Consider the following 18,102-nt stretch of genomic DNA (forward strand, 5'->3'; position numbering starts at 1 on the left):
GTCACCGGCGGAGGCTTCCCCTTACCCCCGGCCCCGGCTTTTCATCTCCGAACACCAGTGCGAGAGTGCAGGACGTGACCTCCAACGACTTCATCTCGGCGCGTCCTACGCCGCGCCGTGACCTGGAGTCGTCCGCCGCGCCCACCGTATCCGCAGGCCACGACCCCGGACCAGCGCCGGTCGACCTGCTGCGCCGGCTGCGCGCCCGGGGTGCCGGCGACCCGGTCACCCACGTCGAGCGGGTGCCGGCCCGGGTCGGGGTGCCCGCCCCCTGGCCGGCGTGGGCGCCGCCGGAGCTGCGGGCGGCGTTCGCCCGCCGCGGCGTGGTCGCGCCCTGGCAGCACCAGGCCGAGGCGGCCACCCTGGCGTACGACGGCGGCCACGTGATCGTCGCCACCGGCACCGCGTCCGGCAAGTCGCTGGCGTACCAGCTCCCGGCGCTGGCCACGCTGCTCGCCGACCCTCGGGCCACCGTGCTCTACCTGGCGCCGACCAAGGCCCTCGCCGCCGACCAGCTGCGGGCCGTCGCCGGCCTGGAACTGGAGGGGGTACGCCCCGCCTGCTACGACGGGGACACGCCGCGTGCCGAACGGGAGTGGATCCGCCGGCACTCCCGCTTCGTGCTGACCAACCCCGACATGCTGCACCACGGCATCCTGCCCGGCCACGCCCAGTGGTCCGGTTTCCTGCGCCGCCTCGCGTACGTGGTGATCGACGAGTGCCACACCTACCGGGGTGTGTTCGGCTCGCACGTGGCGCACGTACTGCGCCGACTGCGCCGGCAGTGCGCCCGCTTCGGTGCCACCCCGGTGTTCGTGCTCGCCTCGGCGACCTCCGGCGACCCCGCGACCGCCGCCGGCCGACTGACCGGTCTGCCGGTGACGGCGGTCACCGAGGACGCCTCACCGCGCGGCGGGGTGACCTTCGCGCTCTGGGAGCCGCCGCTGCTCCCACCCGACTCGACCGCTCCTACGGTGCCCGCGCAGGCGGCCGGCGACCACGACGCCACCACGGACCTCGTCCAGGTCCGCCGGTCGGCGCTGCGGGAGACCGCGGACCTGCTCGCCGACACGGTCGCCGAGGGCGTACGCACGCTCGCGTTCGTGCGGTCCCGCAAGGGCGCCGAGGTGGTGGCGGCCAACGCGCGCCGGGCGCTGGACGACGCGGTCCCAGGGCTCGGTGGCCGGGTCGCCGCCTACCGGGGCGGCTACCTGCGCGAGGAGCGGCGCGAGCTGGAACGTGCCCTGCTGCACGGTGACCTGCTCGGTCTGGCCTCCACCAACGCGCTGGAGCTGGGCGTGGACCTGGTCGGTCTGGACGCCGTGCTGATCTGCGGCTATCCGGGCACCCGGGCGTCACTGTGGCAGCAGGCGGGCCGCGCCGGGCGGTCCGGGCAGGAGGCCCTCGCCGTGCTGGTGGCGCGGGACGACCCGCTGGACACCTACCTGGTGCACCACCCGGAGGCGATCTTCGGTGCGCCGGTCGAGGCAACGGTGCTCGACCCGGCCAACCCGTACGTGCTGGCGCCGCAGTTGGCCTGCGCGGCCGCCGAGGCGCCACTCACCCCGGCCGATCTGGCGCTCTTCGGCGACGGGGCGAAGGAGGCCATCGACCAGTTGGTCGAGGCGGGCGCGCTGCGGCAGCGGCCCACCGGCTGGTACTGGCGGCACCGCGAGCGCCCCGAGGTGGACCTGCGCGGCGAGGGCGGCGCCCCGGTCTGCGTGGTGGAGTCGGCCACCGGTCGGCTGCTCGGCACGGTCGACGGCGGCTCGTCGCACTTCCTGCTCCACCCCGGCGCGGTCTACCTGCACCAGGGCATCTCGTACGTGGTCGACGACCTCGACCTGGCCGACGGCTGCGCGCTGGTGCACGTCGAGGAGCCGGACTGGTCCACCCACGCCCGGGACGTCACGGACCTGTCCGTGGTGTCGGTGCGCTCCTACGTGGACGCCGGGCCGGTCGGGATGTTCCTCGGCGAGGTGGACGTGACCAGCCAGGTCGTGTCGTACCAGCGGCGCCGGATCGCCACCGGCGAGGTGATCGACACCCGGCCGCTCGACCTGCCCACCCGGGAGCTGCGCACGGTGGCGGTCTGGTTCACGCTGTCACCGCGGTCGCTGGCCTCCGCAGGGGTCCAGCAGGCCGACGTGCCGGGTGCGCTGCACGCCGCCGAACACGCCGCGATCGGCCTGCTTCCGCTGATGGCGACGTGCGACCGGTGGGACATCGGCGGGCTCTCCACCGCCCTGCACCCGGACACCGAGGCGCCGACGGTCTTCGTCTACGACGGGCACCCGGGCGGCGCCGGCTTCGCCGAGCGGGCCTACGGGACGGCGTCAGCGTGGCTGCGCGCCACGCGGGACGCCATCGCGGAGTGCGGCTGCGAGACCGGCTGCCCGTCCTGCGTGCAGTCGCCGAAATGCGGCAACGGCAACAATCCGCTATCCAAGCCGGACGCGATCCGGGTGCTCGACGTGGTGCTGGAGAATCTGCCCGCCTGAGGCACCTTGCATGAATCCCGATGGCACTGGGCACAATGACATGGGAGCGCTTCCATCGATGCTTGTGTTCCAGTTAGCCCCCGCGCCCGAGGAGAAGCCGTGGCCGACACGATCGCTGAGACCGTCGACCTGCTCTACACCATCGACCAGGACCACCTCACCCTCGACCAGCAGATCGCACTCGGGGCGGCGCTGGCCGCCCTGGCTCAGGCGGAACGACTGGAGCAGATCAACGAACGGCTGCGCAGCATCCACCAGGTGCTCAACACCTGGTCGTTGCGCGCGACCGTGGACGGCCGCTGACCTTCGCGGGGCCGGTCCCGCGGGGCGGACCGGTCGGGGGTGGGAGCGCCAGGGCCACGGGCCGGCGGTGGTTGCCCGGCTGTGCGAGACTCCGGCGCACCATCCCCCTGAGGAGAACACATGCAGCTCGACAACTTGCAGACCCTGCAGCAGTTCCACATCCGCCAGCGGCTGCGGATGATGGTCAACCAGTACGAGGTCCGGGCGGTCGCGCCGGACGGCACCGAGGGCGAGTTGCTGGCGTTCGCGCAGCAGAAGCGGCTCGCCTTCAAGGAGCAGGTGACGATCTACACCGACGACTCCAAGCAGCAGCCCCTGCTCGGCTTCAAGGCCCGCCAGCGCATCGACCTCGGCGCGACGTACGACGTCACCGACGCGGCCGGCAACGCGATCGGCCTGTTCCGCAAGGACTTCGCCCAGTCGCTGCTCCGCTCCACCTGGCACGTCGAGCAGGCCGGCCTGCCGCAGGTGACGGGTCAGGAGCGCAGCCTGCCGGTGGCACTGCTGCGCCGGTTCGTCGACTCGCTGTCCTGGCTGCCGTACCACTTCGACTTCACCGCCGGTGGTCAGCCGATCTTCTCCGTGGTGAAGAAGTGGGGCCTGCGCGACAAGTACATCGTCGAGGTGCAGAACCCGCAGATCGACCGTCGTCTCGTCATCGCGATGGCCGTCGCCCTCGACGCGCTCCAGTCCCGCTGACGCACCCCGGCTCGCACCCAGCGACCCACCCCCTCGGCCGCTGGCCGGGACAGGGCCCGCAACCCTGTCCCGGCCAGCCGGCCGCGGTCGGATAGCCCCGGCGGTCGGATAGCCCGGCGGTCGGATAGCCCGGCGGTCGGATCAGCCGGGCGCAACCTATCGGCGCGACCCGCGGCCCGAAGACACCGGCCAGCCCGGTGGTATCCAGCAGGGCCTTGTTCAGCCGCGCACCGGGCCGGCGCGGGCCGTCGACGCGGCGACCCGGGCCAGGCCCGGAAGGGGTGTGAACGCCACTTCGACGGTCACCAGCACGTCCAGCCCGTCGAGGAGACAGTCGATCAGGCGGCCAGCGTTGCGGTGGGCGATGTCCGCGGCGGACGCGCACGCCACCGCGTCGCCGTCGAGCGCCCGGGCAGCGCCGGCCAGCGCACCGAGATCAGCGGCCACCGCCGCCCGCTGAGCCGCCATCCCCGCTGCGGCGACGGCGGCACCGAACGTCCCGACCAGCACGAAGACCAGTCCCAACGCGAGCAGTAGCAGGGTGGCGCCACCTCGCTCCGCGTCCGGTCGACCGCCATCGTGTCGCTCATCGTTCGGGCCGTGCCCGCGCGACCGAGCGTCAGAATGCCGCATCACCAACTCCCCTCGCTGGCGCCTGGTTCCACGGCTGCGACCGCTGTCGTGACAACGGTGATCCGTGGTAGCCGGCCGCCCAGCGCGCGGACGGGCGCGCGGACCGTCGCCTGCACCTGGTCGCCGTCGATCGACACCGACACCTCTGCTCCCGGTGGCGCCGCGCGCTCCCCATCTGCGCTGTCGGCCCCCCGGGCGGCGGCCAACGCCACCTCCCGGGCCGTGTGCAGGCAACTCGCCTGGGTGCTGACGGCGTTGACCGCGGTCAGGCCGGCGAGCAGCAGCAGGAGGAGCGCCGGCAGGCCGGCCGCCAGCTCGGCGGTGAAGGAGCCCCGGTCGCCGCCGACGAGGTGGGCCCACCAGCTACCGTCGCACGCCCGCCCGGGGGTACCCGGTTCCCGACCATGGCCGACCTGCCGGCGCCCGATCACTTGAGCGCCCGGTCGATGACCGCGGTCAACGCCGACTGGACATTGCCGGAGGTGAGCACCTTCAACAGAATCCCGGCGAAGGCCACCGCGGCGAGCGTGCCCACGGCGTACTCGGCGGTGTTCATCCCGTCGTCGCCGCGGAGTCGGACGATGAGTTTGCGCATGCGTCTTTCCTTTCTCGATGGGTCAGAGCACGTCGCCGAGGACGGCGACGATCACCGGCACCAGGCCGGCGAGAATGAACGCGGGCAGGAAGCACAGCCCCAGCGGCAGCACGATGAGTACGCCAGCCCGGCGGGCGGACGCCTCGGCGGCGGTGGCCCGGTCGGCCCGCAGGTCATCAGCGAGACGGGTCAGCGCACCGGCCAGCGCGGCGCCGCTGTTGGCCGAGCGGAATGCCGCCGCGGCCATCCGGTCCGCTCCCGGCACTCCGTCCAACGCCGACCACGCCTCGGCCGGGCCACCGCCGAGGAGCAGGGTGCGGCCGACCCGGGCCAGTCGGCCGGCGAGCGGGCCGTCCAGCGCCTCGGCCACGGCCAGCACCGAGCGGTCCACCGGCGCACCCGCCCGCATCGCCGCCGCCAGCAGGTCCGCGGCGAGCGGCAGGTCGGCGGCCTCCCGGAGTCGCCGGCCGCGCGCCGCCGGGGACTCGATCCGCCGCAGTAGCACGTCCAGCAGGACTGCCGTCGGAACCGCACCGAGCAGCCCGAACCAGCCCCCGACGACCACCGCCACGGCGAGCCCGGCCATCCCTGCCGCGAGCCGGATCGCGTCCGGTCGCCGCCGCCTCTCCACACCGCCCCTACCCGAGCCGCCCTGAGCCAGCGAGCCGCCCTGAGCCAGCGAGCCGTCCCGAGCCAGCGAGCCGCGCCGACCCGCCGAGCCGGCTGGGCGCTCCGAACCGCCCGGGGCGGCCTGGCGCTCCAGGCCGTCGGGGCGCACGGCACCGTTCCGACCCGGCCATCCGTCCCGGCCCGGCCAGCCGCCCTGGGTCACCCGCCGGGGTGGGCGAGCCGGGCCGCGCTGGCGCAGCCGCAGCGGCACCACGAGAAGGGCTGCGACCACCAGGCCGGCGACCACGAGCAGCACCGGGGACATCAGGCGGCCCGCCCCGACGCCGCGCCCAGCCGCTCGGCCCAGAACAGGCCGACAATCTGCAGGGCGACCGCGAGGACCGCGCAGACCCCACCGACCGTGCTGTGCAGGAGCACCGCCAAGGGGTCGACCCCGATCCCGTAGCCGAGCGCGATCCCGCCGAGCGGCAGGGCCGCCAGCAACCAGGCCGTGGCACGGGCACCCGCCGCCTGTGCCGCTGCGGCGGCCAGGCCCCGGTCGGTCGCCCGGGCGTCCGCCTCGATCCGCTCGACCAGCTCGGCCAGTGGTGCGCCGGTCCGGTCCGCCAGCCGCACGGCGGCCGAGGTCAGCTCGCTAAGCCGGTCCGCTCCGCCCGACCCCTGGACGGCGGCGATCTCCAGGGTTGGCGGGACGGGCAGGCCCGCCCGGAGGTCGGCGGCCAGACCGCAGAGCAGGTCCAGGCCGCGCCGCCGAACCAGCTCTGCCTGCCGGCTCGTCCTCCAGCGGAGCAGGGCGCGCACGGCCAGCGTGCCGTAGCCGGCCACCGCGACCGCGGCCACCGGCCCGGCGGATACGGCACCGACACCTGCCCCCACCAGGCCAACCAGCAGCAGCACACGCCTCGGCGACCGACGCACGCGTACCGGATGGGCCGCGTACGACCCACCGGCCTTTTCGTCCGCCGGGTCAATGAGGCGGTGGTCCGCCGGGTCGACCCGGCTGTGGCCCGGATGCTCGACGGCCACCAGGGTCTCGGTCTCCGGCCGGGCAGTGGCAGCCGGGCGGCGAGGATCCCGACGGATCGGCGGACGTGCCGGGCCTGCCGGTCGCGTGGATCCCCCCGGGCCGCCGGTCGCCCTCGGGCGGCTCGGGCTGTCGTCAAGGTCCCGAGTGAGCCACGCGACAACCGCCCGCCCGCTGCTGGACGCCGACGTGCCCGGCGGGTACGAGAGGGCACCCGGCTGGGCCGAGGCCGACCCGCCGCCGAGCTCATCAGTCGGCCCGCCCTGCCCACGAGCGAGGCCCCTGATCCATTCCACCAGGGCGTCGTCCGGGTCAGCGCCGGTGGTGCCACGGCCCGGTGCCAGCACTCGGCGGCGGCGTGCCCGGACGCTCTGCACAGGCCAGGCCACCAGGGCCGCGGCGGCCAGCAGCAGCGCCACCACCAGCGCAGTCCCGCCGGTCATGCCGGGCCTGCCGATCCAGGCCACGGCTCGCTGAGGATCGGGGGCACCGCCACGCCCCGGTCTCGCAGCAGCGTGCCGAAGGTACGTGCGGCCAGCCCCAACCCACGTCCACGTACCCAGGCGGGCACCACGGTGGCCAGTCGCTCGGGCCCCTCGGGAAGCAGCAGACAGATCGACTCGAGGACACGACCCTGGTCTCCTCGGCGTACCTGAAGCAGCACCTGGAGCGCGGCGACCACCTGGGCATGCAGCGCGGCGCGGGGCAGCCCGCCCAGCATGCCGAGCGCCTCCAGCCGGGCCGGCACGTCGGACGGGGTGTTGGCGTGCAGCGTGCCGGCGCCGCCGTCGTGCCCGGTGTTCAGGGCGGCCAGCAGGTCGACCACCTCCGCGCCCCGGCACTCCCCGACCACCAACCGGTCGGGGCGCATCCGCAGCGCCTGCCGGACCAGGTCGCCGAGGCTGACGACGCCCGTCCCCTCGACGTTGGCGGTACGGGCCTGGAGCCCGACCACATGCGGGTGCCCCGGTTGCAGCTCGGAGGCGTCCTCCACGAGGACGATCCGCTCGGTGGCCGGCACCAACCCGAGCAGCGTGTTGAGCAGTGTCGTCTTACCCGAGCCCGTGCCACCGGTGACCAGGTACGCCAGTCGGGCCGCGACGACGGCGGCGAGCAGTGGCGCCACCGGCCGCGGCACGGTCCCCTGGCGCACCAGCTCGTCGAGCGTGAACGGGCGGTGCCGGAATGTCCGCAGGGAAAGGTAGGGCCCCTCGGTCGCCACCGGCGGCAGCACGGCGTGCAGTCGGGTGCCGTCGGGAAGCCGGGCGTCCGCGTACGGGGAGCCGTCGTCGAGCCGCCGCCCGGCGCTGGCGATCAGTCGCTGCGCCAGCCGGCGGACGTCCTCGACCGAGCCCACCGGGACCGCCACCTGGTGCAGCCCCGCGCCCCGGTCGACCCAGACGCGGACACCGTTGACCAGGACGTCGGTCACCTCCGGATCGGCCAGCAGCGGGGCCAATGGCCCGGCGCCGACGAGGTCGTCGTGCACCCGGTCGGCGATCCGCAGTACGGCGTTGTCGCCCAACACCGCCGCGGTGGGCTCGGCGCGTACGGCAGACACGATCGTCGCCGGAGTGACCGGGTCGGTGGCGGCGGCGATCCGCTGCCGCACCCTGGCCGCGAAGGTGGCGTCCTCCGGCCGGCCGCTCATGCCGCACCCGTCGCGGGGACGCCGGTGAGGTCCGCGACGATCCGCCGGCAGAGAGTGGCGAGCGGGCCCTTGCCGGCCGCCGCCGGCGCCTCGCCGCGTTCGAGACCCCGGCAGAGCCCGGGTTCGGGGCGCAGCGTGCCCGCGAGCGGAAGCCCGAGTGCCCGTGCCACCTCGGTGGCGCGCAGGCGGCCCGGGGCGGGCCCGCGCACCACCACCGAGAGCGCGGCGCAGTGTGGGGCGGCCGCAGCCACCACCCGGGCGGCTGCCGCGGTGGCACGCAGCTCCGCCGGCACGACGACGAACGCCTGGTCGGCTGCCTGCAACGCGACCACGGCGGCGTCGTCCAACTGTCGGGGCAGGTCGATCACCACGAAGTCCCGGCCACGGTGCGCGGCGTCGACGGTCGCCGCCATCGCGGCGGCGGGCAGTGCCAGCATCTCGCCGCGATCCCAGGAGAGCACCACCAGGTCGCCCCGGCTGGGCAGCGCGTGGACCAGCGCGGGCGCGTCCACCCGCCCGTCCGCGTCGGTGAGCGACGGCCAGCGCAGCCCTTCCAGCTGCTCCCAGCCCAGCACGAGGTCGAGGCCACCACCGAGCGGGTCGGCGTCGATGAGCAGGGTGCGCAGTCGGGCCCGCGCCGCGGTCACGGCGAGCCCGCCCGCGAGCACGCTCGCCCCGGCACCGCCCCGGCCGCCGAACAGCGCGACGACCCGGGCACCCGGGCCGTCCGGCTGGTCGGGGCCCTGCTCGGCCAGGCGGTCCACCAGCCAGGGCTCGGCGGCGGGCAGTGCGGCGACGTGCTCGGCGCCGATCAGCTCGGCGATCTGCCAGCCGGGGTCGAGTTGGCTGGCCCAGCCGACCAGCACCAGCCGCGGCCGCTTCGGCAGTCGGGCGCGCAGGCACGCCTGCGCCTGGTCGGCGCCGAGCAGCACCAGCGGCGCGGGACCCCAGCGGGTGCGGGCTGCGGCCGGGTCGGCGGCGAGCTCCACCTCGGTGCCGCCGGCGGCGGCGAGCCGGAGCAGGTCGTCGAGCAGGTCGCCGTCGCCTGTGACGACCAGCGGGAGCCGTCGGATCGGCGGAACGGAGGTACGGGGTGCCATCGCGGCCTCCAGCGCTCGGGATCAGATGCACCGCTGACCCTGCTCGCGATCGGCCCCGGGCACCGGCCCGAGCACGCCACCTGTGGACAACTTTGGGTGCTGTGGACAACGCCCGGGGAGAGAGTTGATCTGCTAGGCGCGCGGGCCGAGGTCACTGTTGCGCCAGCAGGATCGGCCCATCGCGCGCGCGAACTGACGCGCACCGGTAAACCAGCGGACGTGTCGCGGTGTCCTGCTTGATGACGAGACCGGAGGTCAGATGCGAGATTCGCGGGGCGCGGAGTTCGACGAGTTCGTCCGTACACGCTCGGGTGCGCTGTTGCGTGTCGCCTACCTGCTGACGGGCGATCGGCATGCCGCAGAGGATCTGCTGCAGGAGGTTCTGGAGCAGATGTACGTGCGCTGGCGTCGCGTGCAGGCCAGTCCGGAGGCCTACGCACGACGTGCACTGATCAACCGATCGATCAACCGGTGGCGAAGACGTAGGCGGCGACCCGAGCAGACCTTGGACGACCACGACGTTGTCACGCGGGACCACGCGGACGACATCGCGCTTCGCCGGGCGGTCGTCGCGGCACTGCGCGACCTACCGGCTCGGCAACGCGCGGCCGTCGTGCTCCGATACCTGGAAGATCTCCCAACCGCCGACGTTGCCGCAGCTCTGGGCTGTTCCGAGGGAACAGTGAAGAGCCATACCTCGCGCGGATTGGCTCGCCTGCGGACGGCGCTTGCCGGGCCAGGTCTCGTCATGTCCACCATCGAAAGGGAGAGTTTGCGGTGAACATGAGTGACCACGACGTGCGGGAGGTCCTGCACCGGGCAACCAGCCACCTCAGTGGTCGACCCGACCTGTTGGAAAATGTGCGCCGTGGCGGCCGGCGGCGAGTCCGGCGCTTCCGGGTCGCGCTGACTGCCGTCTGCGCCGCCGTCGTGGCTGTCCCCCTGGGGGGTGCGCTCACGGTCCCGGTCTGGCGCGACACGCCCGAGGTGACCTCGCCGATGTTCAACGAACCGACCAAGGGCGACCTGGCTGGTGACGACGCGTACCTGCGTCAGGTCCGTGCGGCATGGCGGCGGCAACTGGAACGCTCGGGCGATACGCAGATGCCGGGTGACCCACACGTCGTGTGGGCGGGAAGGACGCCGGCCGGCCCTGCTGCCTACGTCGCTTACGCCAGCACGACCGATCGGAACGAGGGCGCGGGGGACAACCACATCGGATGGGCGGCGTTCGTCGAGCCAACCGGGGGTGGTCCACAGGTCAGGGCGATCGAAGCCCTCACCGACGACCCACGGCAGCGTAGTACGCAGGCCGCATTGCTCGGGGCGGAGCGCGACGTGCTCCTCGTCCTCGACAGCGGGCAGCCGATGGAGTTCTCGCCCGAACTGCGGTACACGCCGGACGGCAGGATCAGCCGCACCTACCAGCCGGTGAAATTCGAGGACGGCGCGGCGATCCTGCGGATACCCCCGCAGAAGACGAAAGTCACCGTCGCTCTCTCCTTCACGCCCGTGAGCGAACGGAACACCGTGCAGATCCTCGGTGCCGCAGACGTCCTCTTTTCAAATGAAGGCGGTCGCCGGGACGTACAGCGAATCAAAAGAACCCTGCCGGGTGCCGAACAGGTGTGGGGCGGCGACCCCAGTGATCCCCGATACGAAGGCGACCGGTCCGTTTACGAGGTCAGCGCCGGGCCCGAAGCTCTCGCCGCATGGGACGATGTTGCCGGCCTCCATGCCCCGGGAGACGCCCCTGAGCTGTACGTCTACGGGGCGACGGCCGACGGTCGACGGTTACTCCTGCAGAGCATCCAGTACGACAGCGACCCCGCTCGCGTCATTGCGCTGCTCGCACGCGGTGATGCTCCTCTCGAAGCCGTGGCCAGCGCGTTCGCCGACTGGACGGCGCCGTTGCCGGTCCGGCTGCGCCTGCCGGACGACCAGGGCATCCTCGTTGCCGCCGAGGGCTCAGCGCTGAGTTATCGGAGCGACGCCGGCCAGTGGCACGACGCCGGCCGTGACGCGGCGCTGCTGCCGCCCACCGCCACCGAGGTACGCGTAACCGCCACCGGCGGCACCGTAAGCACGGTGTCTCTCACGTCCTGACTTGCGAGATGCGGACACACGTCGGGGCCGCTCCCTCGGGAGCGGCCCCGACGTCGGTGGTCAGCCGATCCGGTCGGTCCAGGTCGTGTCCAGGATCAGCTGGTACGCGCTGATCCGCACCGGGGCCAGCGTCAGCAGCTCGTGGGCGAGCAACTCACCCGTCCTTGGGTCGAAGATCAGCAGAGACTGCTGGTCGTGTTCGCGGTCGTCGAAGGTGACCGCCACGCCAGCCCGGCCCGCGCGATCGGTCACCCGCCCCCGCCAGCGGAAACCGGGCACGTCGGCGAGTACCCGCAGCACTTCCGCCCGGGTCGCACGCGGCACGACGTACCGCGCGTAGAGCGTACTGACCTCCTTGCTCGCCGCACCCGGGCCGTACTCGACCTGGAGCAGTTCGCGCAACTGCGACGGGTCGGCCGGCGGTGGTGTGAGCTCCATGGGCGGCAGGGGGATCATCGCCCCCGGATTGCCGCCGACTGCTGGACCCGCTCCGAGTTTGCGCTGCCAGTAGGCACGAGACTCCTGGTCCGGGTACTGCGGCTCCAGCTGCGTGTTGATCTGGCTGCCGGTCCCGTCGGCGGCCTGCCAGACCTTCGACTCACCGGCGAACGCGACGTGGTGACGGCCATCGACTGAGGTCATCACTGGATCGCCCCACACCTTCGTGTGGTGGTACATGTAGCGACCGCCGTGCAGGTCGTACTCCGCGTCCTTGATCTTGCTGGCCAGCGCGCGCAGCTGCGGGCCGGCCGCCGGTGGGTCGGCGTCGAACTGGTACGCGACCGGCACGAGCACCGTTCCCACCGCGCCACCGGGCCCTCCCGGACTGTCCGGCTTGTGCTCATCGAACGGCTGGAGGACGGCCACCGCGCCGGCCGCCACCGCCAGCGTCCCGGCCGTCAGGACCAGCCGGCGAGTCGGGCGTACGCGACGAGGCCCGTCGTCCGGCTCGGTGGCGTCGGCCCGGTCGATCAGATCGCGCGCCGAGGCCGGCGGCGGTGCGACGGCGACGCTGCGCGCGGGGTCGGCCGGACCGAGGAGGGTACGGGTTCGCTCTGCTCCGAACATCACAGATCCTCTCGGGTGGTCGCCAGCACCGGACGCCGGGATGGAACCGGCCGGTCGGACATCGCTTCGCTGAGACGGCGGCGGGCGCGATGCAGACGGACCGCCGCGGTCGCGCGGGTGCAGCCGAGAACCTGGGCCGCTTCGGACACCGTCAACTCCTCCCAGCCGATCAGCCGGAGGATCTCCTGATCGAGATCGCCGAGGGTGGCCAGCGCGGCCCGGACGTCGGCGATCCCCACGCTCGTGTCGGCGCCGGACGAGTCGGCCACCCTCGCCAGCCCGGCGGCGGTGATCGGCACGACGTCGGGGGCGGTACGCCGGGAGCGCCACTGGTTCGCCAGCACGCGGCGGGCCACCCCGTACAGCCAGGGCAGGCTGCGGTCCGGAACCTCGCCGCGACGACGCCACGCGACGACGAAGACCTCCTGAGCGAGCTCGGCCGACGCCTCGGAGTCGGCGAGCCGACGCAGGCCGTACCTGACGATGTGTGCGTAATCGGCGGCGTAGAGGCTGGTGAACCAGCCCTCGTCGCGTTTCTCCGGTGGACCCACCCGAACCCCCATTGCCTCGGCGACCCTCACCCTGGCTTGTGTCGCGGGAGGCCCGACGATTACCGCCCGGATCGCTTTCGTGGTCCCAGCGCCCTCTCCTGTCAGACCCATCGTGGACACTCCTGGCCGTGCATGTGGACGAGTTCTGGAGTGTCGTGGAGCGGGCACGAGCCGCGGCAGGCACAGCGGCGGACCAACCCCGACGCGACGGTCAGCCGAGCGCGGTCGCCGAGGCCCTGGTGGCGGAGCTGATGCGGCTCCCGCTGCCGCACATCGTCGCGTTCGACCAGGTGCTCGACGAGGTGGTGGACCAGGCCGACACCTGGGATGTCTGCGCGGCATGCTGGATCATCGAGTACGGGTTCCTTTCCGACGACGGGTTCTCCGACTTCCAGGCCGGGCTTGTCGGTCTGGGCAGAAGAGCGTTCGAGTCGGTTGTGCGCGACCCCGACTCGCTCGCCGACCATCCCGCCGTGCGGCAGATAAGCGCTTCGGAAGGCCGCGACCTGTGGATCGGCGACGAGGCTCTCCAGTTCGCCGCGGAGACGGCGTACGAGCAGCTGACGGGTAACTCCGAGGCCTTCTGGGACGCCGTCGAGGCAACGCGATCTGCGACCCCGCCAGAGCCCAGCCCGGAGCCTGACGACGATCGCTGGGACCTTCGCGACGAGGACGAGTGGCGAAGGCGGCTGCCTCGGCTCCTCGAGCTGTTCCGCGCCCGCCGACTCGCGATGGAGTAGCCGGTCAGCTGCTGTGGCGCGCTCCCATGGAAAGGGACGACCCCCGTCGGGGGGAGACGGGGGTCGTCGACGGTTCGGCTCCGGGGGGGTCGAGCCGAACCACTCAGCGGTCACGGGGGGTGCAACCGCCGAGGGTCTGTCTGTTTCGGGGATGTGAGAACTCGTCGTGCGAACAAGTCTGCCTGAGCGGACCCGTCACGTCGAGTGGTGTTCACTCCACTCAGCGCGAAAATCTCCTCGCGGAGTGTGAGCGCGGTCACGCCGACCGGAGTTGGAGGCGCCCGCCCGCAGGTCCGAGGGGTGGGCTGACCCCGGGCACCCGCCGACGATAGACCATCCGGCTAGACTTTCGCGCCGTGGGCCGAAGTGCCGCTTTCTTCGATCTGGACAAGACCGTCATCGCCAAGTCGAGCGCCCTGGCGTTTGGTCGGCCGTTCTACCGGGACGGGCTGATCACCCGGCGTGACGTGGTCAAGTCGGCGTACGCGCAGCTGATGTTCCGGCTGGGCGGCACCGACGAGCAGACCATGGCCCGAACACGGGACTACCTGGCCGCGCTCTGCAAAGGCTGGCAGGTGGAACAGGTCCGCCAGATCGTCGCGGAGACGCTCCACGAGCTGATCAACCCCTATGTGTACGCCGAGGCTGCCGCTCTGATCGAGGAGCACCAGGCGGCCGGGCGGGACGTGGTGCTGGTCTCCGCGTCCGGCGAGGAGATGGTCCGGCCGATCGGCGAGCTGCTCGGGGTGACCGACGTGATCGCCACCCGGATGGCGGTGCGGGACGGCCGGTACAGCGGCGAGGTCGAGTTCTACGCGGCCGGTCCGAGCAAGGTCGAGGCGGTCGGCGAGCTGGCCACCGCGCGCGGCTACGACCTGGCCGACTCGTACGCCTACTCCGACTCGTACAGCGATCGTCCGCTTCTGGAGTGCGTGGGTCACCCGAGCGTGGTCAACCCGGACCGGCAGCTGCGCAAGCTGGCCTCGGAGAACGCCTGGCCGGTGCTGGAGTTCCGGCATCCGATCCCGCTGGGTCGCCGGCTGCGGGAGCGGCCGGGGGTTCCGGTGGCCGCGGCAGCTCTGGGGGTCGGCGTGGGCGTCGCCATCGGCATCGCCTGGTACGGGCGGCACCGTCGCACCCGCTCCACCGCCACCGCCTAACACCCCGCCGCACCCCGCTCTCCGGCCGATCATGGACTTGTGGTGGGCGCCTTCGACGCTTTCGCGACTCTTGCAAGGCACCACAACTCCATGATCGACGCCCTGAGGGCGGGCGGTGCTCAAGCGGCGGCGAGGATCTCGTCGCCGATGGTGGTGAGCTGGTCGGCGCCGACCTCGACGGCCGCCATGTAGTGCCGTAGCCAGGAGCGCAGCCCGTCCGGGGTGCCGGTGGCGAACGCGCCGGCCGAGCCGACGTACTCGGGCTCCCGTTCCCGGTGACCGACGTCGACGCCGAGCAGGCCGCGCGGGTCGAGGCCGCTGGCGAGCAGCACCAGTCGGGCGGCACCGCGCGCCACGACGCCGGACGGCCCGGCGAACGGACGCAGGTTCAACAACTCTCCGTGTACGACAGCGGCGAGCACCAGCGGGGAGACCTTCGTGCCGCCGGCCACCAGAGCGGCGAGCCCGTCGAGGCGGGCGGCGACCACCGGGTCGGGCACCGGTCGGCCCAGCTCGGCCTCCCCCACGATGTCGCGAGCGGCGAGGACGTGCAGCCGGGCGAGTGCCTGCCGGGGTGCCTTCGGCCAGAGTTCGCTCAGGCCGGGCAGCGCCCCGGCGACCCGCAGCGCCCCCTGGAGCACCGGGTCGGTGACGGTGCCGGCCCGGACCTCCTCACGCTCGTGGACGGCGCCTTCGAGCGCGGCGCTGGCCACCGCCGACCGAAGGCTGACCTCGGCCGCGACCTGGCCACCGTTGCGGCGCAGCGCGCGGTGCCCGAGCGCCCGGTCGAAGCGCTCACGGGCCCGGTCGACGGCAGCGGCGACGTCGGCGAGCGCGAGCAGCGGGGCGAGCGGGTCGGTGGTCATCTCGCCACGCTAGCGACCCGACCCGGCCCGGCGGGCCGCACCCACCCGCAACGCGACCCGGACCACCCGGCCGGCCCGCCGCCGGGCAAAGTCAACACGAGATCGGCGATATCGGGGTGTCCCACCGGTCCGGACACCCCGATATCGCCGAACCCGTGTCGATCAACGCCGGACGGGCCGGGCACAGCGCGGACGGGCAAGGCCCGCCGGCCCGCCCGGGCGGGGGTCGGGCGCGGCGGGACGGGCAGGGCCGGCCGTCGGGCGCGCGACGGGGGCCGCTCGGCGCGACGGGGTGGGCAGCGGTCGCCGGCCGGGGACCCCGCGACTACCCTCGTGCCCAGCGAGACGCAGGTCACCCCGAGGACGAGGAGTCACGGCATGAGCGAGGCATTGGCCAATCTGCTGAACGAGACGCGCCAGTTCCCCCCGCCGGCCGAACTCGCCGCGCACGCCAACGTCACCGTCGACGCGTACGCCGAGGCGCAGGCCGATCGGCTCGCCTTCTGGGCGAAGCAGGCCGACCGGCTGGCCTGGTCGAAGAAGTGGGACGAGGTGCTCGACTGGTCGAACCCGCCGTTCGCGAAGTGGTTCGTCGGTGGGCAGCTCAACGTGGCGTACAACTGTCTGGACCGGCACGTGGAGGCGGGCCGGGGTGACAAGGCGGCGATCCACTGGGAGGGCGAGCCGGGCGACACCCGCACTCTCACGTACGCCGACCTGCACGAGCTGACCTGCCGGGCGGCGAACGCGCTCACCGACCTGGGGGTCACGGCGGGCGACCGGGTGGCGATCTACCTGCCGATGATCCCGGAGGCGGCGGTCGCGATGCTGGCCTGCGCCCGGATCGGCGCGGCGCACAGCGTGGTCTTCGGTGGGTTCTCCGCCGACTCGTTGAGCAACCGCATCCAGGACGCCAGCGCCAAGGTGGTGATCACCGCGGACGGTGGTTACCGGCGGGGCAAGCCGTCGGCGTTGAAGCCGACCGTGGACGAGGCGGTGGCGAGCTGCCCGTCGGTGGAGCACGTGCTGGTGGTCCGCCGCACCGGTGAGGACGTGGCCTGGTCGGAGAAGGACCACTGGTGGCACGAGAAGGTCCAGACGGCGTCGGCCGAGCACACGGCGCAGCCGTTCGATGCCGAGCACCCGCTGTTCATTCTCTACACGAGCGGCACCACGGCCCGACCGAAGGGCATCCTGCACACCACCGGCGGCTACCTGACGCAGGCGTCGTACACCACGCACGCGGTCTTCGACCTGAAGCCGGAGACGGACGTCTACTGGTGCACCGCCGACATCGGCTGGGTCACCGGGCACTCCTACATCGTGTACGGCCCGCTCTCCAACGGCGCCACCCAGGTCATGTACGAGGGCACCCCGGACACCCCGCACAAGGGCCGGTTCTGGGAGATCGTCGACCGGTACAAGGTCAGCATCCTCTACACCGCGCCCACCCTGATCCGGACGATGATGAAGTGGGGCGAGGACATCCCCGCCGGCTTCGACCTGTCGTCGCTGCGGCTCCTGGGCAGCGTCGGTGAGCCGATCAACCCCGAGGCGTGGATGTGGTACAGGCAGCACGTCGGCGGGGGTGAGCTGCCCATCGTGGACACCTGGTGGCAGACCGAGACGGGCGCCATCATGATCTCCCCGCTGCCGGGGGTGACGGCGGCGAAGCCGGGTTCGGCGATGACTCCGTTGCCGGGCATCGTCGCCGACGTGGTGGACGACCAGGGCCAGTCGGTGCCGAACGGCGGGGGCGGCTACCTGGTGCTGCGCGAGCCGTGGCCGTCGATGCTGCGCACCATCTGGGGTGACGACAACCGGTTCATCGAGACGTACTGGTCGCGGTTCGAGGGGATGTACTTCGCCGGTGACGGGGCGAAAAAGGACGACGCCGGGCACATCTGGCTGCTCGGTCGGGTCGACGACGTGATGCTGGTGTCCGGGCACAACATCTCGACGACCGAGGTCGAGTCGGCGCTGGTGTCGCACCCGTCGGTGGCCGAGGCGGCGGTGGTGGGCGCGACCGACCCGACCACCGGCCAGGCGATCGTGGCGTTCGCCATCCCGCGGGGCAGCACGGACATCGTCGGCGAGGCGGGTGAGCAGCTCATCGCGGACCTGCGCAACCACGTGGCAAAGACGCTCGGCCCGATCGCCAAACCGCGGCAGATCATGCTGGTGCCGGAGCTGCCGAAGACCCGCTCGGGCAAGATCATGCGGAGGTTGCTGCGGGACGTGGCCGAGAACCGGTCGCTCGGCGACGTGACCACGCTGCAGGACTCCTCGGTGATGGAGCTGATCTCCTCCGGGATGAGCGGCGCGAAGTCCGACGAGGACTGACGACAGGCGTACCCCATCGGTGGGTGACGGTCCGCACGGACCGTCACCCACCGTCATCTTTTGTGGAGGTACGACCACCGCGCGCCGCCGGCTGCGGTGGTTGGACGAATAACGCCTCCATCACGTTCCCGC

General features: G+C 72.8%; 18 protein-coding genes. 8 read left to right on the forward strand and 10 right to left on the reverse strand.

From position 1 onward, the window contains the following. The first annotated feature begins 122 nt into the window (after nucleotides 1–122). From ACFYPR_RS13450 to ACFYPR_RS13460, 3 genes are all read left to right on the forward strand, one after another. Nucleotides 123–2,501 (forward strand): DEAD/DEAH box helicase, encoded by a 2,379-nt coding sequence (locus tag ACFYPR_RS13450; protein WP_387260615.1) that lies wholly within the window; start codon nucleotides 123–125, stop codon nucleotides 2,499–2,501. A 99-nt stretch (nucleotides 2,502–2,600) separates the two neighbouring features. Beyond that, complete coding sequence (locus ACFYPR_RS13455; RefSeq protein WP_354860625.1) at nucleotides 2,601–2,804, forward strand: hypothetical protein; 204 nt, start codon at nucleotides 2,601–2,603, stop codon at nucleotides 2,802–2,804. A 120-nt stretch (nucleotides 2,805–2,924) separates the two neighbouring features. Continuing rightward, on the forward strand, nucleotides 2,925–3,503 hold the full coding sequence (locus ACFYPR_RS13460) for a hypothetical protein (protein WP_355065448.1): 579 nt from the start codon (nucleotides 2,925–2,927) through the stop codon (nucleotides 3,501–3,503). Nucleotides 3,504–3,722: 219 nt separating this feature from the next. Here the strand turns inward: ACFYPR_RS13460 and ACFYPR_RS13465 are convergent, their stop codons facing one another. The 7 genes from ACFYPR_RS13465 to ssd form a co-directional block, all read right to left on the reverse strand. Beyond that, complete coding sequence (locus ACFYPR_RS13465) at nucleotides 3,723–4,136, reverse strand: Rv3654c family TadE-like protein (protein ID WP_387260117.1); 414 nt, start codon at nucleotides 4,134–4,136, stop codon at nucleotides 3,723–3,725. Continuing rightward, the gene (locus ACFYPR_RS13470) at nucleotides 4,136–4,450 is read right to left on the reverse strand and encodes a TadE family type IV pilus minor pilin (RefSeq protein WP_387260617.1); all 315 of its coding nucleotides are present in this window, start codon (nucleotides 4,448–4,450) and stop codon (nucleotides 4,136–4,138) included. The genes ACFYPR_RS13465 and ACFYPR_RS13470 overlap by 1 nt, the downstream gene beginning before the upstream one ends. A 113-nt stretch (nucleotides 4,451–4,563) precedes the next feature. After that, nucleotides 4,564–4,731 carry a DUF4244 domain-containing protein gene (locus tag ACFYPR_RS13475; protein WP_387260120.1) on the reverse strand — a complete coding sequence of 56 codons (168 nt, stop codon included), beginning with the start codon at nucleotides 4,729–4,731 and terminating at the stop codon, nucleotides 4,564–4,566. A 22-nt stretch (nucleotides 4,732–4,753) separates the two neighbouring features. Continuing rightward, nucleotides 4,754–5,317, reverse strand: a complete 564-nt coding sequence (locus ACFYPR_RS13480) for a type II secretion system F family protein (protein ID WP_387260620.1) — start codon at nucleotides 5,315–5,317, stop codon at nucleotides 4,754–4,756. Between the two features lie 347 nt (nucleotides 5,318–5,664). Next, entirely contained in the window at nucleotides 5,665–6,828 is a 1,164-nt protein-coding gene (locus tag ACFYPR_RS13485) for a type II secretion system F family protein (protein ID WP_387260122.1), read from the reverse strand. Further along, nucleotides 6,825–8,036: a TadA family conjugal transfer-associated ATPase gene (locus tag ACFYPR_RS13490; protein ID WP_387260124.1), complete on the reverse strand. Its 1,212-nt coding sequence runs from the start codon at nucleotides 8,034–8,036 to the stop codon at nucleotides 6,825–6,827. The genes ACFYPR_RS13485 and ACFYPR_RS13490 overlap by 4 nt, the downstream gene beginning before the upstream one ends. Beyond that, nucleotides 8,033–9,136: a septum site-determining protein Ssd gene (gene ssd / locus ACFYPR_RS13495; RefSeq protein ID WP_355065384.1), complete on the reverse strand. Its 1,104-nt coding sequence runs from the start codon at nucleotides 9,134–9,136 to the stop codon at nucleotides 8,033–8,035. Before ssd ends, ACFYPR_RS13490 begins: the two co-directional genes overlap by 4 nt. Before the next feature lie 259 nt (nucleotides 9,137–9,395). Here ssd and ACFYPR_RS13500 point away from each other — a divergent pair, with 259 nt between their 5' ends. Together ACFYPR_RS13500 and ACFYPR_RS13505 are read left to right on the forward strand one after the other, a co-directional pair. Continuing rightward, nucleotides 9,396–9,917, forward strand: a complete 522-nt coding sequence (locus ACFYPR_RS13500) for a SigE family RNA polymerase sigma factor (protein WP_387260127.1) — start codon at nucleotides 9,396–9,398, stop codon at nucleotides 9,915–9,917. Then, complete coding sequence (locus ACFYPR_RS13505) at nucleotides 9,914–11,242, forward strand: hypothetical protein (RefSeq protein WP_387260130.1); 1,329 nt, start codon at nucleotides 9,914–9,916, stop codon at nucleotides 11,240–11,242. The genes ACFYPR_RS13500 and ACFYPR_RS13505 overlap by 4 nt, the downstream gene beginning before the upstream one ends. Nucleotides 11,243–11,302: 60 nt before the next feature. On the opposite strand, the gene ACFYPR_RS13510 is transcribed toward ACFYPR_RS13505, so the two are convergent. Continuing rightward, nucleotides 11,303–12,310 (reverse strand): CU044_5270 family protein, encoded by a 1,008-nt coding sequence (locus tag ACFYPR_RS13510; protein WP_354860407.1) that lies wholly within the window; start codon nucleotides 12,308–12,310, stop codon nucleotides 11,303–11,305. Beyond that, on the reverse strand, nucleotides 12,310–12,861 hold the full coding sequence (locus tag ACFYPR_RS13515; RefSeq protein ID WP_387260133.1) for an RNA polymerase sigma factor: 552 nt from the start codon (nucleotides 12,859–12,861) through the stop codon (nucleotides 12,310–12,312). The genes ACFYPR_RS13510 and ACFYPR_RS13515 overlap by 1 nt, the downstream gene beginning before the upstream one ends. Before the next feature lie 134 nt (nucleotides 12,862–12,995). On the opposite strand from ACFYPR_RS13515, the gene ACFYPR_RS13520 reads away from it, so the two are divergent. Together ACFYPR_RS13520 and ACFYPR_RS13525 are read left to right on the forward strand one after the other, a co-directional pair. Further along, nucleotides 12,996–13,601, forward strand: coding sequence for a DUF4240 domain-containing protein (locus ACFYPR_RS13520; protein ID WP_387260623.1), 606 nt, complete (start codon nucleotides 12,996–12,998; stop codon nucleotides 13,599–13,601). Nucleotides 13,602–13,957: 356 nt separating this feature from the next. Continuing rightward, nucleotides 13,958–14,761: an HAD-IB family hydrolase gene (locus tag ACFYPR_RS13525; RefSeq protein ID WP_355065377.1), complete on the forward strand. Its 804-nt coding sequence runs from the start codon at nucleotides 13,958–13,960 to the stop codon at nucleotides 14,759–14,761. Between the two features lie 119 nt (nucleotides 14,762–14,880). Here ACFYPR_RS13525 and ACFYPR_RS13530 read toward each other — a convergent pair whose 3' ends face one another. Continuing rightward, nucleotides 14,881–15,627 carry an oxidoreductase gene (locus tag ACFYPR_RS13530; RefSeq protein WP_387260136.1) on the reverse strand — a complete coding sequence of 249 codons (747 nt, stop codon included), beginning with the start codon at nucleotides 15,625–15,627 and terminating at the stop codon, nucleotides 14,881–14,883. Between the two features lie 378 nt (nucleotides 15,628–16,005). Between ACFYPR_RS13530 and acs the strand changes: the two genes are divergently transcribed. Beyond that, nucleotides 16,006–17,970: an acetate--CoA ligase gene (acs, locus tag ACFYPR_RS13535; RefSeq protein WP_387260139.1), complete on the forward strand. Its 1,965-nt coding sequence runs from the start codon at nucleotides 16,006–16,008 to the stop codon at nucleotides 17,968–17,970. Nucleotides 17,971–18,102: the final 132 nt, after the last annotated feature.

Source organism: Micromonospora sp. NPDC005254 (assembly GCF_042872525.1).
In the GTDB taxonomy this organism is placed as follows: Bacteria; Actinomycetota; Actinomycetes; order Mycobacteriales; family Micromonosporaceae; genus Micromonospora.

Coding starts and splice junctions, on each gene's coding strand:
- ACFYPR_RS13460 (WP_355065448.1), top strand. CDS start 2,925: ATGCAGCTCGACAACTTGCAGACCCTGCAGCAGTTCCACATCCGCCAG.
- ACFYPR_RS13465 (WP_387260117.1), bottom strand. CDS start 4,136: ATGCGGCATTCTGACGCTCGGTCGCGCGGGCACGGCCCGAACGATGAG.
- ACFYPR_RS13475 (WP_387260120.1), bottom strand. CDS start 4,731: ATGCGCAAACTCATCGTCCGACTCCGCGGCGACGACGGGATGAACACC.
- ACFYPR_RS13480 (WP_387260620.1), bottom strand. CDS start 5,317: ATGGCCGGGCTCGCCGTGGCGGTGGTCGTCGGGGGCTGGTTCGGGCTG.
- ACFYPR_RS13485 (WP_387260122.1), bottom strand. CDS start 6,828: ATGACCGGCGGGACTGCGCTGGTGGTGGCGCTGCTGCTGGCCGCCGCG.
- ACFYPR_RS13490 (WP_387260124.1), bottom strand. CDS start 8,036: ATGAGCGGCCGGCCGGAGGACGCCACCTTCGCGGCCAGGGTGCGGCAG.
- ssd (WP_355065384.1), bottom strand. CDS start 9,136: ATGGCACCCCGTACCTCCGTTCCGCCGATCCGACGGCTCCCGCTGGTC.
- ACFYPR_RS13500 (WP_387260127.1), top strand. CDS start 9,396: ATGCGAGATTCGCGGGGCGCGGAGTTCGACGAGTTCGTCCGTACACGC.
- ACFYPR_RS13510 (WP_354860407.1), bottom strand. CDS start 12,310: ATGTTCGGAGCAGAGCGAACCCGTACCCTCCTCGGTCCGGCCGACCCC.
- ACFYPR_RS13530 (WP_387260136.1), bottom strand. CDS start 15,627: ATGACCACCGACCCGCTCGCCCCGCTGCTCGCGCTCGCCGACGTCGCC.
- acs (WP_387260139.1), top strand. CDS start 16,006: ATGAGCGAGGCATTGGCCAATCTGCTGAACGAGACGCGCCAGTTCCCC.